12 protein-coding genes are annotated in these 14,488 nt (G+C 63.4%); 2 read left to right on the forward strand and 10 right to left on the reverse strand.

All coding sequences use genetic code 11. The annotated features are described in order from the left end of the window. Nucleotides 1-73 precede the first annotated feature (73 nt). From V8Z78_RS20220 to ppsA, 3 genes are read right to left on the reverse strand one after another with little or no spacing between them, the layout of a single operon-like run. Nucleotides 74-2,158, reverse strand: coding sequence for a VC_2705 family sodium/solute symporter (locus V8Z78_RS20220; RefSeq protein ID WP_012837406.1), 2,085 nt, complete (start codon nt 2,156-2,158; stop codon nt 74-76). After that, nucleotides 2,151-2,540: a DUF4212 domain-containing protein gene (locus tag V8Z78_RS20225; RefSeq protein ID WP_034349047.1), complete on the reverse strand. Its 390-nt coding sequence runs from the start codon at nt 2,538-2,540 to the stop codon at nt 2,151-2,153. Before V8Z78_RS20225 ends, V8Z78_RS20220 begins: the two co-directional genes overlap by 8 nt. A 15-nt stretch (nt 2,541-2,555) precedes the next feature. Further along, nucleotides 2,556-4,946, reverse strand: a complete 2,391-nt coding sequence (gene ppsA / locus V8Z78_RS20230; protein ID WP_349731988.1) for a phosphoenolpyruvate synthase — start codon at nt 4,944-4,946, stop codon at nt 2,556-2,558. A 250-nt stretch (nt 4,947-5,196) separates the two neighbouring features. Between ppsA and ppsR the strand changes: the two genes are divergently transcribed. Beyond that, the gene (ppsR, locus tag V8Z78_RS20235; RefSeq protein WP_003070661.1) at nt 5,197-6,018 is read left to right on the forward strand and encodes a posphoenolpyruvate synthetase regulatory kinase/phosphorylase PpsR; all 822 of its coding nucleotides are present in this window, start codon (nt 5,197-5,199) and stop codon (nt 6,016-6,018) included. Nucleotides 6,019-6,170: 152 nt separating this feature from the next. On the opposite strand, the gene V8Z78_RS20240 is transcribed toward ppsR, so the two are convergent. Further along, nucleotides 6,171-7,100, reverse strand: a complete 930-nt coding sequence (locus tag V8Z78_RS20240; protein ID WP_003070657.1) for a LysR family transcriptional regulator — start codon at nt 7,098-7,100, stop codon at nt 6,171-6,173. Between the two features lie 189 nt (nt 7,101-7,289). On the opposite strand from V8Z78_RS20240, the gene V8Z78_RS20245 reads away from it, so the two are divergent. Beyond that, nucleotides 7,290-7,562 (forward strand): DUF2798 domain-containing protein, encoded by a 273-nt coding sequence (locus V8Z78_RS20245; RefSeq protein ID WP_003070654.1) that lies wholly within the window; start codon nt 7,290-7,292, stop codon nt 7,560-7,562. Between the two features lie 88 nt (nt 7,563-7,650). On the opposite strand, the gene V8Z78_RS20250 is transcribed toward V8Z78_RS20245, so the two are convergent. The 6 genes from V8Z78_RS20250 to V8Z78_RS20275 all read right to left on the reverse strand — a co-directional run bounded on the left by V8Z78_RS20250 (nt 7,651) and on the right by V8Z78_RS20275 (nt 14,311). Next, nucleotides 7,651-8,475, reverse strand: coding sequence for a heme ABC transporter ATP-binding protein (locus tag V8Z78_RS20250; RefSeq protein ID WP_280008950.1), 825 nt, complete (start codon nt 8,473-8,475; stop codon nt 7,651-7,653). Next, nucleotides 8,472-9,581, reverse strand: coding sequence for a FecCD family ABC transporter permease (locus V8Z78_RS20255; protein ID WP_279091056.1), 1,110 nt, complete (start codon nt 9,579-9,581; stop codon nt 8,472-8,474). Before V8Z78_RS20255 ends, V8Z78_RS20250 begins: the two co-directional genes overlap by 4 nt. Before the next feature lie 14 nt (nt 9,582-9,595). Next, nucleotides 9,596-10,480, reverse strand: a complete 885-nt coding sequence (locus V8Z78_RS20260; RefSeq protein ID WP_279091052.1) for a heme/hemin ABC transporter substrate-binding protein — start codon at nt 10,478-10,480, stop codon at nt 9,596-9,598. After that, on the reverse strand, nt 10,477-11,589 hold the full coding sequence (locus tag V8Z78_RS20265) for a hemin-degrading factor (RefSeq protein WP_349731989.1): 1,113 nt from the start codon (nt 11,587-11,589) through the stop codon (nt 10,477-10,479). The genes V8Z78_RS20260 and V8Z78_RS20265 overlap by 4 nt, the downstream gene beginning before the upstream one ends. Beyond that, nucleotides 11,586-11,975 carry a hypothetical protein gene (locus tag V8Z78_RS20270; RefSeq protein WP_057091691.1) on the reverse strand — a complete coding sequence of 130 codons (390 nt, stop codon included), beginning with the start codon at nt 11,973-11,975 and terminating at the stop codon, nt 11,586-11,588. Before V8Z78_RS20270 ends, V8Z78_RS20265 begins: the two co-directional genes overlap by 4 nt. 71 nt (nt 11,976-12,046) lie before the next feature. After that, nucleotides 12,047-14,311 (reverse strand): TonB-dependent hemoglobin/transferrin/lactoferrin family receptor, encoded by a 2,265-nt coding sequence (locus V8Z78_RS20275; RefSeq protein ID WP_349731990.1) that lies wholly within the window; start codon nt 14,309-14,311, stop codon nt 12,047-12,049. Nucleotides 14,312-14,488: the final 177 nt, after the last annotated feature.

The raw sequence follows: 14,488 nt of genomic DNA on the forward strand, positions 1-14,488 counted from the left end.
GGCGGATATTCAGCAGAAAACTGCCTCGAACCCGACCCAAAAGATCGCTGAAGGCCATCCAATCAAGAGTTTTTCAAACTCTCGCCCGCCGCTGCTCCCACCAGCTGACGAGCAATGTGGTGGCCAAGCCCACCGGCACGCCAAACACTCCGGCCGAGATGGGCTGAATACCCCACCACAGCGCTTCGCCACGGAGGACCGATGGCAGCACCCCTTGCAGGCCTGGAACGTGCGAGGCCATGTAGTAAAGCGTCACGGCCAGGCCCAGCAACATGCCGGCCACCGCACCACGACGCGTGGTGCCACGCCAGAAGATGCCCAGCACCATGGCCGGCACCAAAGCCGAGCCCGCCAGAGAGAAGGAGGCAGAGACCATGGGAAGAATGTCCGAAGAGCGCCGCGCCGCCACAAACGCCGCCGACAGAGCCACCAGCAGCAATGCGAATTTGGAAAGAATCACGCGCTGTTCAGGCGAGATGCGGCGCTTGCGCGTATCCAGGCGCTGGCGCTCCTGGAAATAGAGATCCCGCACCAGGGCATTGCTGATGGTCAGCAGCAGACCGTCGGCCGTGGACAGGGCCGCCGCCAGCCCGCCCGCAGCCACCAGCCCGGAGAGCACATAAGGCATGCCGCCGAGTTCTGGAGTGGCCAGCATGATGAGGTCGGCCCCCATGCGGATTTCGGCGAACTGCAAAATGCCATCGCCGTTGATGTCCTCCACCGACAGCAGCGAGGCGTCCACCCTTGACCACTGCGCTATCCAGTTTGGCAAGGCATCGAAATGCGTGCCAACGAGATTGCTCATGACCTCGTACTTCACCAGTACGGCCAAGGCTGGCGCCCCCAGATACAGCAACCCGATGAAGAACAGCGACCAGGCCACGGAGGTACGTGCGGCAGACACCGAGGGAACCGTGAAATAGCGCGTGAGCAAGTGCGGCAGCCCGGCCGTGCCGACCATCAGGCAGAACATCAGCGCCAGGAAATTGCGCCGACTTTCCTCATAGGCCTGCCGCTCGGCCGGCGAGCCATCCGGATCCCCCGCGAAAGGCTGGCTTTGCAGCGGCATGCCGCCCAGCGGCTTGGCCCGCTCATAGGCCTCGTGCAACTCACGGCTCCAGAGCTCGCGCGCCGCCGCCTCGTCCTTGGGCATGGCGGCCAGCTCCCGGCTGGCGGCCATGATGGCGCCGATATTGCCGCTGCTGGTGCGCAGCTCGCGGATATGCTCGCTCAGTGCCTGGCGTTCGGCCGCCAGCACATTGGGCACATCGCGCAGCTTGGCCTGCAGCACCTGAGCGCGGGTGCGATAGGCCTCCAGCACCGACTGCTCGGCCTCTGAGGAAAGCAACTGCTGCTCCATGGCGCCAATCTTGCCCAGTTGCTGGCTATAGGCCAGCTGCGCCCAGGGGTTGCCCAGCTGTTTGTAGGCCAGCCAGGAGACAGGCAGCATGAAGGCCAGCAGGATCACCACATATTGCGCCACCTGGGTCCAGGTGATCGCCCGCATGCCGCCGAGGAACGAGCACAGCAGCACGCCGCCCAGCCCCAGCATGATGCCGATCTCGAACTGCACGCCGGTCAGTCGCGCAGCAATCAGGCCCACGCCATAGATCTGCGCCACCACATAGGTGAAGGAACAGGTGATGGCCGCCAGCGCAGCAATAATACGCGGCCAACGTCCGCCATAGCGCGCCTGAAAGAAATCCGGCACGGTATAGAGATTCATGGCCCGCAGATAGGGTGCAATCAGCATGCCGACCAGACAGAACCCGCCCGTCCATCCCAGGACATAGGCCAGTCCGCCGGGCTGCGTGCCGGTTCCAGAAAAGCCTTGCAGATAAAGCGCACCGGAGAGGCTGATGAAGGAGGCTGCGCTCATCCAGTCGGCAGCGGCCGCCATGCCGTTGTAGAAAGGCGGAATGCGCCGGCCGGCGACGAAATACTCCTCGGCATCGCTGGTGCGCGAATACACGCCGATGGCCGCGTACACCATCACCGTGGAGAACAGGAAGATGGGCCCGATCCAGTGGCGAGAGAGCCCGCGCTCCTCGGCCCAGAGCATGGTCAGCAGAAAGCCTGCCGTTCCCAGCACATAGAGAAACAGGATGCGATGCAGCCGCCAGTGATAGGCACGGCTCAGAACTGGCCGCTCAGGCATGAAGATCGGAAGCGGCAGAGGAGGCGTCGTGAGCCTCAGCCGCTTTGCGCGCCTCGTCACGCGCCTGCTGGCGTTCAAAATAATCCATGGCCACACAATAGACCACGATGATGAGCAGGAACATCAGGACCGCCCCTTGGGCCGCCATCCAGTAGGCCACGGGCCAGTCGGGCACCAGCGCCTGGATATCGCGCGCAAAGTAGCAGATACCAAATGAAAATACCACCCAGACCGTCAGCAGCAAGGCCTTGAGTCTCAGGTGGTAGGTATCGTGCAGATCCGGCGGGAACGTGACTTCCACCGGATTGCCCAAAGCATCGAATGCCTGTCGCGGAGCATCCGACACAGCATCGTCATGCACGGGCGCGTGATGCGTCTGCATGCCGATGCGCAAGGCTTATTCAGCCAGCTTCTGCCAGGTGGAAACCACGCTGTCAGGGTTCAGAGAGATGGACGAGATGCCTTCGTCGGCCAGCCACTTGGCGAAGTCGGGGTGATCCGAAGGGCCTTGGCCGCAGATGCCCACATACTTGTTCTGGTCTCGGCAGGCCTTGATGGCATGAGCCAGCAGCTTCTTGACGGCGGGGTCACGCTCGTCGAAATCGGCGGCCAGCAGCTCCAGGCCCGAGTCGCGGTCCAGGCCCAGAGTCAGCTGGGTCAGGTCGTTGGAGCCCACGGAGAAGCCGTCGAAGTATTCGAGGAACTCATCGGCCAGCACAGCGTTGGAAGGCACTTCGCACATCATGATCAGCTGCAGGCCGTTCTCGCCACGCTTGAGGCCGTTCTCGGCCAGCAGCTCGGTCACGCGCTTGGCCTGGCCCAGGGTACGCACGAAGGGGATCATGATCTTGACGTTGGTCAGACCCATATCCTCACGCACGCGGCGCAGGGCTTCGCATTCCATCTTGAAGGCTTCGCCGAACTCGGCCGAGATGTAGCGCGCTGCACCGCGGAAGCCCAGCATGGGGTTCTCTTCCTCAGGCTCGTAACGGCTGCCGCCGATCAGCTTGCGGTATTCGTTGGACTTGAAGTCCGACATGCGCACGATCACGGGCTTGGGCCAGAAAGCGGCGGCAATCGTTGCCACGCCTTCGGTCACCTTGTCCACGTAGAAGGCACGGGGAGAAGCATGGCCGCGGGCCACGGACTCGACAGCCTTCTTCAGGTCGGCGTCAACGGCGGGGTAGTCCAGGATTGCCTTGGGGTGCACGCCGATGTTGTTGTTGATGATGAATTCCAGACGGGCCAGACCCACGCCTTCATTGGGCAGCTGGGCAAAGTCGAAAGCCAGCTGGGGATTGCCCACGTTCATCATGATCTTGGTGGAGATGCTGGGCATCTCGCCGCGCTTGACCTCGGTCACTTCGGTTTCCAGCAGACCGTCGTAGATCTTGCCGGTATCGCCTTCCGCGCAGGACACGGTGACCAGTGTTTCGGCCTTGAGCAGATCGGTCGCGTTGCCGCAGCCCACGACGGCAGGGATACCCAGCTCGCGCGCAATGATGGCGGCGTGGCAGGTACGGCCACCGCGGTTGGTGACGATGGCCGAAGCCTTCTTCATGACGGGCTCCCAGTTGGGGTCGGTCATGTCGGTCACCAGCACGTCGCCGGCCTGCACCTGATCCATCTGCGAGATGTCGGACACCAGGCGCACGGGGCCGGTACCGATCTTCTGGCCGATGGCGCGGCCTTCGGCCAGCACGGTGCCCGTGCCCTTGAGCTTGTAGCGCAACTCGGCCTGGCCCTTGGCCTGGCTCTTCACGGTTTCGGGGCGCGCCTGCAGGATGTAGAGCTGGCCGTCGGTGCCGTCCTTGCCCCATTCGATATCCATGGGGCGGCCGTAATGCTGCTCGATCACCAGAGCGTAATGCGCCAGCTGCTGCACTTCCTCGTCGGTCAGCGAATAGCGGTTGCGCAGTTCGTGGGCCACATCGGTGGTCTTGACCAGCTTGCCGTCTGCAGCCTTTTCCTCGGGCGTGGCAAAAATCATCTGGATCAGCTTAGAGCCCAGATTGCGGCGGATCAGCGCCTTGTTGCCAGCCTTGAGCATGGGCTTGTGCACATAGAACTCGTCGGGGTTCACGGCGCCCTGCACCACGGTCTCGCCCAGGCCGTAGCTGGAGGTGATGAAGACCACTTCCTCGAAACCGGATTCGGTGTCGATGGTGAACATCACGCCGGCAGCGCCCTTGTCGGAGCGCACCATGCGCTGCACGCCGGCGGACAGTGCCACCACATCGTGCTCGAAGCCCTTGTGCACGCGGTAGGAGATGGCGCGGTCGTTGTACAGCGACGCGAACACTTCCTTCATCTTGTGCAGCACGTCTTCGATGCCCACCACGTTCAGGAAGGTTTCCTGCTGGCCGGCAAACGATGCATCAGGCAGGTCTTCTGCCGTGGCGGAAGAGCGCACGGCAAACGATGCCTCGGCATTGCCGCCTTGCAGGCGGACAAATTCCTCACGAATGGCCTGCTCCAGATCGGCAGGGAAAGGCTGGTTCTCCACCATGGCGCGGATTTCCGCGCCCACAGCGGCCAGAGCGCGGACATCGTCCACGTCCAGAGCGGCCAGCTTGGCCGAGATCTTGCCGGCCAGACCTTCAAATGCCAGGAACTCGCGGAATGCATGAGCCGTGGTGGCAAAGCCGGTAGGCACGCGTACGCCCTGGGGCAGTTGCGAGATCATTTCGCCGAGCGAGGCGTTCTTGCCGCCTACGGACTCGACATCAGACATTCTCAGTTTTTCAAACGGAACGACCAGAGCGGTCGCCTCGAACAGTTGAGACATGGGAAGCTCCAAAGTTAAAAACCGGTACGCAGGCGGCTCTGGGCTGAATGGCCAGGGCACGCGAACCCATGCTGCTTGAGTGCAGTGCTTTGCTGTTCTGGATGTTGACCGTCAACGAGCATGGGCTTGAATTTGGGAATAATGGGCGCCATTGTAGGCTGAGCCGGCGAGCGCCGCGTGGCTCAAACCAGATTCAGAGTCCGGGACATGGCATTGCTTGCACAGGTCCCACCTAATAACTGCGCGCACCATGCATACCCATACAATTTTTGTCATTTCTGACGGCACAGGCATCACGGCCGAGACCTTTGGCACGGCCATCATGGCCCAGTTCGAGAGCAAGCCGAGGCTGATTCGCATCCCCTTTGTGGACTCGATGGACAAGATTCATCAGGCCGTGCGCCAAATCAACCATGTGGCCGAGGTGGAGAAGAGAAAGCCCATCATCTTCACCACCCTGGTCAATCAGGAGATGCTGGAATTCCTTGAAGCCAACTGCAAGGGCAAGCTGTTCGACATGTTCGGCACCTTTGTGCGCCCGCTGGAGGTGGAACTGGGCCAGAAGTCGCTGCACCGCGTGGGCCGCTTTGCCGACATCAGCGAGAGCAAGGAATATCTGGAGCGCATGGAGGCCATCAATTACACGCTGGCCCATGACGACGGCCAGACCCATTCCGACCTGAGCGGCGCCGACGTGATTCTGGTGGGCGTGAGCCGCTCGGGCAAGACGCCAACCAGCCTGTACCTGGCCATGCAGTTTGGCCTCAAGGTGGCCAACTACCCGCTGATTCCCGAAGACTTCGAGCGCAAGCAGCTGCCGCCCGCGCTGGAGCCCTATCGCAAGAAGCTGTTCGGCCTGACGATTCAGCCCGAGCGCCTGTCCAGCATCCGCAACGAACGCCGCCCCGACTCCAAGTACGCCAGCCTGCCCAACTGCCGCTACGAGGTGGCCGAGGCCGAAGCCATGATGCGCAGAAGCGGCATCGAGTGGCTGTCCAGCACCACCAAGTCGATCGAAGAGATTGCCACCACCATCTTGCAGGAAGTGCTGCCGCAGCATCTGGGACATTAAGCCTCCCCCTGAGCGGCTTCGCCGCTTCCCCAAGGGGACGCAGCCCTCGCTGCGAGGCGGCTCTTGCTCGGCCGCCCTTACCTAGCCCGTGCCTTTAGCCCGCGCCGGCGTCAAGAACTACGGGCAATGCAGGCGCCACGCATTGTCCTCGCTCAACGCAGGACGGGCTGCTGCGGCAGCTCCTGCAGCAGATAGTCCACCAGGGCGCGAACCTTGGCCGGCACATATTTACGGTCCTTGAAGCAGGCGAAGAAGTCCAGCGGGGCATCCTCGAACTGCAACTGGCCCTTGCGCGCCGGCTTGAGTGCCAGAGGCACCAGCCGCCCCTTGCGCATCTCCTCATGGACGATGAAGCTGCCGGCCCAGGCGATGCCGCCACCGGCAGCGGCGAACTCTACCAGGGCATCGATATCGCTGCCTATGGCCGCAATTTTCTGCTGCGGATCGGTGCGCTGGCCATCGCGCATAAAGGGCCAGCGCATGAGCCTGCCGTCGCGCTCGCGCCGATACAGCAGACAGGGATGCTCGAGCAGATCCTGTGCCGACTGCGGTCGGCCATGCTGCTGCAGGTACTGGGGCGAGGCACACAGAATGCGCGGCACCGAGGCCAGCAGCCGCACCGACATGCCGGGCTCCAGCACATCGCGGTAGCGCACGCTGATGTCCACATCCTCCTTGAGCACATCCACATGCCGGTCCGTGATCAAGAGCTCCAGCTCCAGTCGCGGATGCAGCGCGGCAAACGCCGGCAGCAGCGGCGCCAGCACATGGCGGCCGAAGGCTGCCATGCAGGCAATGCGCAGGCGGCCTTGCAGCTCTCCATGAATCAGCGAGAGATCGGATTGGGCCTTTTCGAGCTCGTCGAGCACCGGAGCGACGCGCGCCAGATAGCTCTCGCCGGCCTCGGTCAAGGCCATGGACCGGGTGGTGCGGGTGATCAGGCGCGTGCCCAGCTCGCGCTCCAGCCGCGCGATGTTCTGGCTGGCAGCGGCGGGCGAAATGCCCAGCTGGCGCGCAGCCGAGGCGATGGAGCCGCCTTCCAGCGCTTTGACAAAGGTTTCTATGGCTCGCAGATTCGGCATGACTGCGAATGTATCTCCAATTGAATTCGAAAGTTCTGCTTATGAGTACAACAAGCCCCGGACCTCTACCGCCGGCCGCCGCTGATGCTTACAGTTCAACCCTGTTTCCCATCCATGCATTCGGCCTCAAGCCTTTGACACAGCAACGCAGGTCGCCATGACGCCGAATGCATTTTCAGCATCGTTCCCATGAATTCATACTCCAGCTCCTTCTCCTCCAGACTTTCCGCACTGAAGCTGCACAGGCGTTACACGCCGTTTGTTTTCGCGTTTTTCATGGCCGGCATCATGGCCTTCCTGATGTGCTGCACCATTGTGGCGGCCAATACCGGCTTTGATGCCGGCTACGTCCGTCGTGTGTTCAGCGCCTATGCGCTGGCCATGCCGGTGGCGTTTTTCTGCGTAATGATGGTCAGGCCGCTGGTGCTCAAGCTGGTTGCGCTGACCGTGCATACACATTGACAGCCAGTGACAGCCAAGTCGTGAGATATTGAATCTGAAGCAGCCTGCGCATGACTGGCTTCAGAATTCAATGCAGTCCACTGAAATTTCAAGCTGACAAAGCGGTATCCGCTACAAAAATATATTGCAGCGCGCCGTCGCTGCTGTGCACCGGGTCGCACTGCATGCCCCAGACCTGGCGCACCAGCGCAGGCTGCAGCACATCCAGCACCGCACCGTGATGCACTCCGGCATCACCGCCCAGCACCAGCACATCGTCGGCATAGCGCAGCGCCAGGTTCAGGTCATGGATCACCGCCACCACGCCTGCGCCCTGCTGCCCGGCCCAATGGCGCAGTAGGCGCATGGCGTGGTGCTGATGGGCCAGATCGAGAGCGGCAGTGGGCTCGTCCAGCAGCAGCCAGCGCGCCGCGCCGTCGGCGGGCGGCTGCCAGATCTGCGCCAAAGCCCTGGCCAGATGGGTGCGAGCCCGCTCGCCGCCTGACAGCGTGTTGATGCTGCGCTGCGCCAGATGATCAACCCCGGTCAGCGCCATGGCCTGCGCCGGAATCTGCGCCTCCCCGCTGCCTGGCTGGTGACGATGCGGATAGCGCCCCAGCTCCACCACCTCCTGGGCCGTGAAGTCAAAGGCCACGCTGCAATCCTGGGGCATGACGGAGCGCCGACGTGCCAGGCCCTCCACCGCATGCCCGGACAGCTCCAGCCCGTCAAGCAGAACCTGGCCCGACTGCGGCACGCGCTCGCCCACCAGCATGGACATCAGCGTGGACTTGCCGGCGCCGTTGGGGCCGAGGATGGCGGTAAAGCGCCCGGCCTGAATCCGCACATCCACCGTCGCCAGGCGCGGCCCCTTGGCTACGCCTACGCCCAGATTGCGGCATTCGAGGCTGGACAGCCTGTGGTGCGCACTCATACCTTGCTCCTGAACTGGCGCAGCATGGCCAGGAAAAGCGGCACGCCGATAAACGCGGTGAGCACGCCCAGCGGCAGCTCGGCCGGCTTGACGATGGTGCGCGCCACGGCATCGGCGCTGACCACCAGCGCCGCACCCAGCAGGGCCGATCCCGGCAGCACCACGCGATGATCGGGACCGGCAATCAGCCGCACCCAGTGCGGCGCGACCAGACCGATGAAGCCGATGATGCCCGTGGTCGCGGTCACGGCGCCCACAGCCAGCGCCGCCACCATCACGGCGCGGCGCTTGGTTTTCTCCACGGCCACGCCCAGCAGATTGGCCTGGGCTTCGCCCAGGGCAATCGCATTCAGCGGCCTGGCCAGCGCCAGCGCCGCCGCTGCGCTGACGGCCACAGCCGCCGACACCAGGGCCACTGCACTCCAGCGCGAGGCGCCCAGGCTGCCCAGCAGCCACATCTGCAGATTGCGCAGCTGCTCGTCCGTCGATACAAAGCTCAGAAAGCCCAGTCCGGCACCGGCCAGCGCATTGATGGCAATGCCGGCCAGCAGCATCAGGCCGATGCGGGTCGTGCCCTGGACCTGGCCCAGTACATAAACCACGGCGGTCACGGCCAGACCGCCGCCAAAAGCCATGGCCACCAGGGCCCAGCTGCCCAGATGACGCGGCAGCCAGGGTAGATACATTCCGCCCAGCACGATGGTGATGCCGGCGGCCAGGGCCGCACCGCTGCTCACGCCGATGAGCCCGGGGTCGGCCAGAGGATTGCGAAACAGCCCCTGCATCAATGCGCCGGCCAGCCCCAGTCCTGCACCCGCAGCCACGCCCATGAGCAGGCGCGGCAGGCGGATATTGAGAAAGACCAGATGCTCGGGGCCGCTGTCCACGGCAGCGCCAAAAAGACTGCGAAGCCCGTCCCAGGCAATCCCGGGCAGTTGCCCCGGTGCAATGGCATAGGCACCGCTGGCCGCGCCCCACACCATGGCCAGCAACACTAGAGCCGCCCCCAGCAGCAGGGCTGCGCTGCGGCTGAGCCGCCCAGCAGGAGTGCGCCAACGTGATGCGACGGGCAGCTCGACTGCTGGCTTTGGTGCCACGCTCCCCATGCTTGCGCTCATGTTCAGGCCACCCACTGCAGTGCGCGCATATGCAAAGCCTGCACGGCACTGGGCAGGCGCGGGCCGAAGCCCAGCAAATGGCTGGCTTCCAGCGTCACCAGTGCCTTCTTGGCATAGGCCGGCGTCAGTGCCAGCTCGGGCCGCCTCCAGAAGGCAGCCTCTCCGCCCAGTGCTTCAATGCCCTGCGTGGTGTTGATGATGACTTCGGGCGCAGCGCTGGCCATGGCTTCGGCAGTCAAGGGCTTGTAGCCGTCGAACTGGTCGATGACATTGACACAGCCCGCGTACTGGATCAGCGCATTGGCTGCCGTGCCTTTGCCCGCCACCTGCGGACTGCCGCTGTGCGAGAGCACAAACAGCACGCGCGGCTTGCGCTGGGCCTTGGCCACCTGGGCCTGGACGCTGCTCCACTGCGCATCGAGCTGGGCCAGCAGCTTGTCGGCCTCGCTGGAACGACCTGTCTCGCGCCCCACAACCTTGACCTTTTCCTGGACCTCGGCCCAGTTGTGCCTGGCCGCAACCAGCGATACACGCACGCCAGCCTGACGGATCTGATCGAGTACCACGGGAGGCCCGGCCTCGCTGGTTGCGATCACCGCATCGGGCTTGAGCGAGAGCAGGCCTTCGGCCGAGAGCTGGCGCACATAGCCGACCTTGGCGGTTTTTTGCGCCGCCTCGGGGAACAGGCTGGTGGTGTCCGTGCCCACCAGCAGGTTCTGGGCATTGAGCAGGTAGACTACCTCGGTCAGTGCGCCGCTGAGCGACACCAGCCGCTTCGCTCCTGGCGCGGCAGCGGCGGTCTGTGCCAGGGCCGGCAGGGCCGTACCCGCCACGGCCGCGCCCAGCCAGTGCAGACCCTGGCGTCGAGAAATGCCTGGGGTGCTCATGCGGCCTCCGCCACTGCAGTCTTGCGCGGCAGGCCTGCCACCAGATCGCGCCAGCCTTGCAGCTCGGGCTGGCCGGGCTTGCGCTCGCCAAAGAACATGGCCATGTTGTTGCCTTCGGCATCAAAGGCCTCGACCGAGGTCACCACGCCATCGCTGGTGGGTTTCTGCACCACCCAGACATTGGCGATCAGGTCGGTGCGCAGATGCAGATTGAAGCCCTTGTCCAGCACATTGATCCAGCGCACGCCGTCCTTGCCGTCCATGGGCTGGATATTGCTCACGGGGCCGGTGTGGATCTGGATGCAGCCGCTGCTGCCCACAAACACCATGATGGAGACACCGTCCACCGCCGCATCGCCCAGCAGCTGCGCGACCGCGTCGGTGCTCAGGCGTTCGCAGTACTGGGGCACCAGACGGAAGGCCTGCTGGCGCTCGGCACCGAACCTGCGCAGCATCTCGAAGAACTCATGCGTGTCCTTCATATCGGTCCAGGCCTGGGTCAGCGCGGGTACGTCGATCTCGGCATCGGCCTTGACGGCAGGCTTGGCCGCAGGCTCGCGGAACACATAGCCTGCGGAGGGCTCGGCAAAGCGCTCCACCAGTGCATTCCAGGCTGCCATGTCCGTGGCCTCGCGCGCAAACACCTTGTGCACGGCACGGCCGGCTGCGTCATAGAACTGCAGGCTGCGCATGGCGGGGCGATTGCCGTTGGCGGACTCCTCGGTCACGGCAAAGCCGGCATGCCAGCGCATGAAGAACAGACGCAGATCGATCTCGCGGCTCAGCGCCAGACCGACCGGTCCCTGGGCCGAGAGGTTCTGATAGATGCCGTCTTTTTCATGCACGGTGGATTCATTGCGCGTGAGCGCCATCACGGTGCCGCAGACTTCCAGGCCTTTAAGAATGTCCAGCCATTCGGCGCGCAGCGGCACGGCCTTGAGCGTGCGCTCATGCTCGCCGCCATGGGCCGCGATGACCGCGCCTTCGCTCAGCTGCAGCGCCTCGGCCGCATCCTTGGCGCGCAGGCCTTGCTCGCGCTTTTGCGCGAATTGCTCACGGATTTGCACCGCGGTCATGGTCTGGATTTCGGGGGAGGTGATGGCGTTCATTGCAGGGTCTCCGGGCTGTGATGCCAGTGTGGTTGTGGGTTGGAAAATTCGTCGTCAAAGCGGGGAGCCGAAGCCTGGGCTTCGGGCTCTTGTTCAGGCAGGGCCAGCACCTGGGCCACGGAGGCCCAGCGCTGCTCCAGCTTTTGCAGAAAGTGGCGCATGTCCTCGGAGCGCTCACAGCCGTCCAGGCCTTCGGCCATGCGCGCCAGTTGCGTCGATACCCTCTGAGCCATGGGCGCGCGGTGCGCCGCACAGCAGCCCTGGCTGAAACCGGTCATCAACGCCAGCACCGTAGCCAGCTGGGCTTCGCCCTCGGTAAGCAGATATTCCTCATCGCGACTGCCAGAAGCACTCTGGGCATTGGCGGCGTTCTCGAAAACAGACATGGCACACTCCCGCAGTTTTTGAGTCAAACAGATCTCAAGCGCTTATCAAACAAGCGCTTTCAGCTACAAAATCAGAAGTCCTGAACCAGGGACACGCGCACATTGCGGCCCGGCTGGGTATAGGCATCGGCAATCTGCGTCGTGCGGCTCAAGCCACGTACATCCGCCCAGCGCGAATACTTTTTGTCGGTCAGGTTGTAGATACCCACATTCAGACGCGTGCCCGGACGGATACGCCATTGCGCACTCAAATCCAGCACCGTCGCGGATGGGCTGAGCAAGGGGCGGCCCGAGGAAAGATCAGGCGCATCCTTGTCTTTTTTGCCTGCCCAGTGCGAGGCGCTGAGCTGCACGCCCACATTCGAGCGGTCGTAGCGCACGCCCAGCACCAGTTGCTGAGGCGAGATGGTGTCCACCGGCTTGTTGGTGCTCTTGTCCGTACCCTTGGTGTAGCCATAGGCGGCATTGGTGCGCCAGTTGCCGCCCGCAAACCGGCCCCAGTCATAGTCGGCCTTGAGCTCGAAGCCGCTGATATGCACGCGGTTCAGATTGACGGACTGGAACGTGGCCGGGTTGTTGCGATCGCCGTATTCGCCCGCAACCTGCACCTGATCCTGGATGAAGTCCTTGTAGCGGCCCGTGAAGACTGCGGCATCGAGGCGCAGCGCATTCATGCGGCCGCGCAGGCCCAACTCGAAGGTATTGCTTTTTTCCGCCTTGAGATCGGGGTTGGGAATGCTCTTGTAGAACATGAACGGGTTCTCGAAGAAGGCATTGATCTGCCCTGCGTTCGGCGCTCTGAAGCCAGCGGCATAGTTGCCGTAGACCGACCAGGCATCGTTCATCTGGAACATGGCGCCCAGCTTGGGGGAGACGGCGGAGTCCGAATTGCTGACCGCTGTACCGCCAAACCCTTGCTGCTTGGGCTTGATGCTGTAGTGCTCGGCCCTCAATCCGGGCGTCAGGCTGAAAGCACCATAGTGCAGCTCGGCCTGGGCAAACAGCGCGGTCGAGGTTTCCGTGGTGTCGGGGAAGCGCTTGAGCGGAAAGCTCTCGCCTGCCGGCGGCGTGATGCCGTTCTGCTCGTTGACCACCTTGCCGCGCAGATAGTCGACGCCATAGCTGAGCTTGCCGCTGACGCCATTGCTCCAGCGCAGCGTCTTGCCGGCCTGGGCGTGCAGCTGCAGCGCATCCTCGTCATAGGTCACATCGCGCTCGCGATAGGCCAGCGGTGGGGTGCGGGTTTCGGTCACGAACTCGCGCGAGCGCGAGCTTTGATAGCTTGCCATCAGCTTGAGCTCGTCGGCCAGTGCCGTATCGAGCTGCTGCCACTGCCCCTGCCAGGTAGCGCGCCAGCGCTTCATGGTGGTCTCGGCACGCGAATCACTGACGGTGGCGCTGCGAGCGCTCAACAGGTCGTAGTCGGCACGCTTGTCCACGTTTTCCAGCGTGAAGACATGTTTTTGCACGGCCGAAGGCGTGTAGACCAGGCGCCCCAGCAGCGAATGGCTCTTGTCCTTTTCGGGATTGGGCGTGGTGCGCAGAGCACCCACGGTGTTATTGCTGCCCATATTCTCCAGCGCGCTGGAGCGGCCCACACCGGCCGAAAGCAGCCAACTCCATTCATCGCTGGCCTTGCCCGCGAGGGTTGCGCCCAGGCGCTTGCCGTTGTCCGAGCCGTCATAGCTTGCCGAGACGCGGCCGCCGATGGTCTTGCCGTCCTTGAGCAGATCGCTGGGCTGCACGGTGATGAAGTTGACCAGACCGCCCATGCCGTCCGAGCCATAGAGCGCAGGCACGGCACCGCGCAGAATTTCCACACGCTGCACCAGACCCAGGTCCAGATAGTCACGGCCAAAGGCATTGGCACTGAAGGTATAGCTGCGTGGCAGACGCACGCCATCGACCAGCATCAGTACGCGGTTGCCTTCCAGGCCGCGGATATTGAAGCCGCTGTTCTGGTCGCGACCGGTAGGAGAGCCGGCCAACGTGAAACGCGCCGGACTGCGCGGCACGGTCACATTGGGCAGCTTGGCTGCAAGCTCGCGGATGTCGCCGACCTGCTCCTCCTCCATCTGCTTGGCATCGATGACGTCCACCGTCATGGGCAGGCTGTCGGCGTCCTGCTCGTCGCGCGAGGCACTGACCACCACATCGCGCAGCACGGGAGTGTTGCGGTCGGTGCGGGCCGCTGCAACTTGAATGGATTCGGAAGACTTTTGCTGCGCCTGAACCGAGATGGCAGCGCAGGCCAGTGCGCAGGCCAGAGCCAGCGGACGGAGATTGGAGCGTGGCGCCAGCATGGCGCGGGCGTGCAAAGCGGTGGCGGATGCCATACCAGAAACCCTCTTTATTCATAGAAATGGACAAGAGCTGGCTTCTGATAGGTACCTCAATGGCCACAGGTCGAAACGTCAGAGGCTTCGCGGCCTGTAGCTGGCACGGCATTGGCTGGCTGAATGGAGAAAGTATATGCGAATAATTCTCAACCGCAAATAAATTCGTTACAAAAC

It is taken from the genome of Comamonas sp. wu1-DMT, from assembly GCF_040187805.1.
GTDB lineage: Bacteria > Pseudomonadota > Gammaproteobacteria > Burkholderiales > Burkholderiaceae_C > Comamonas > Comamonas thiooxydans.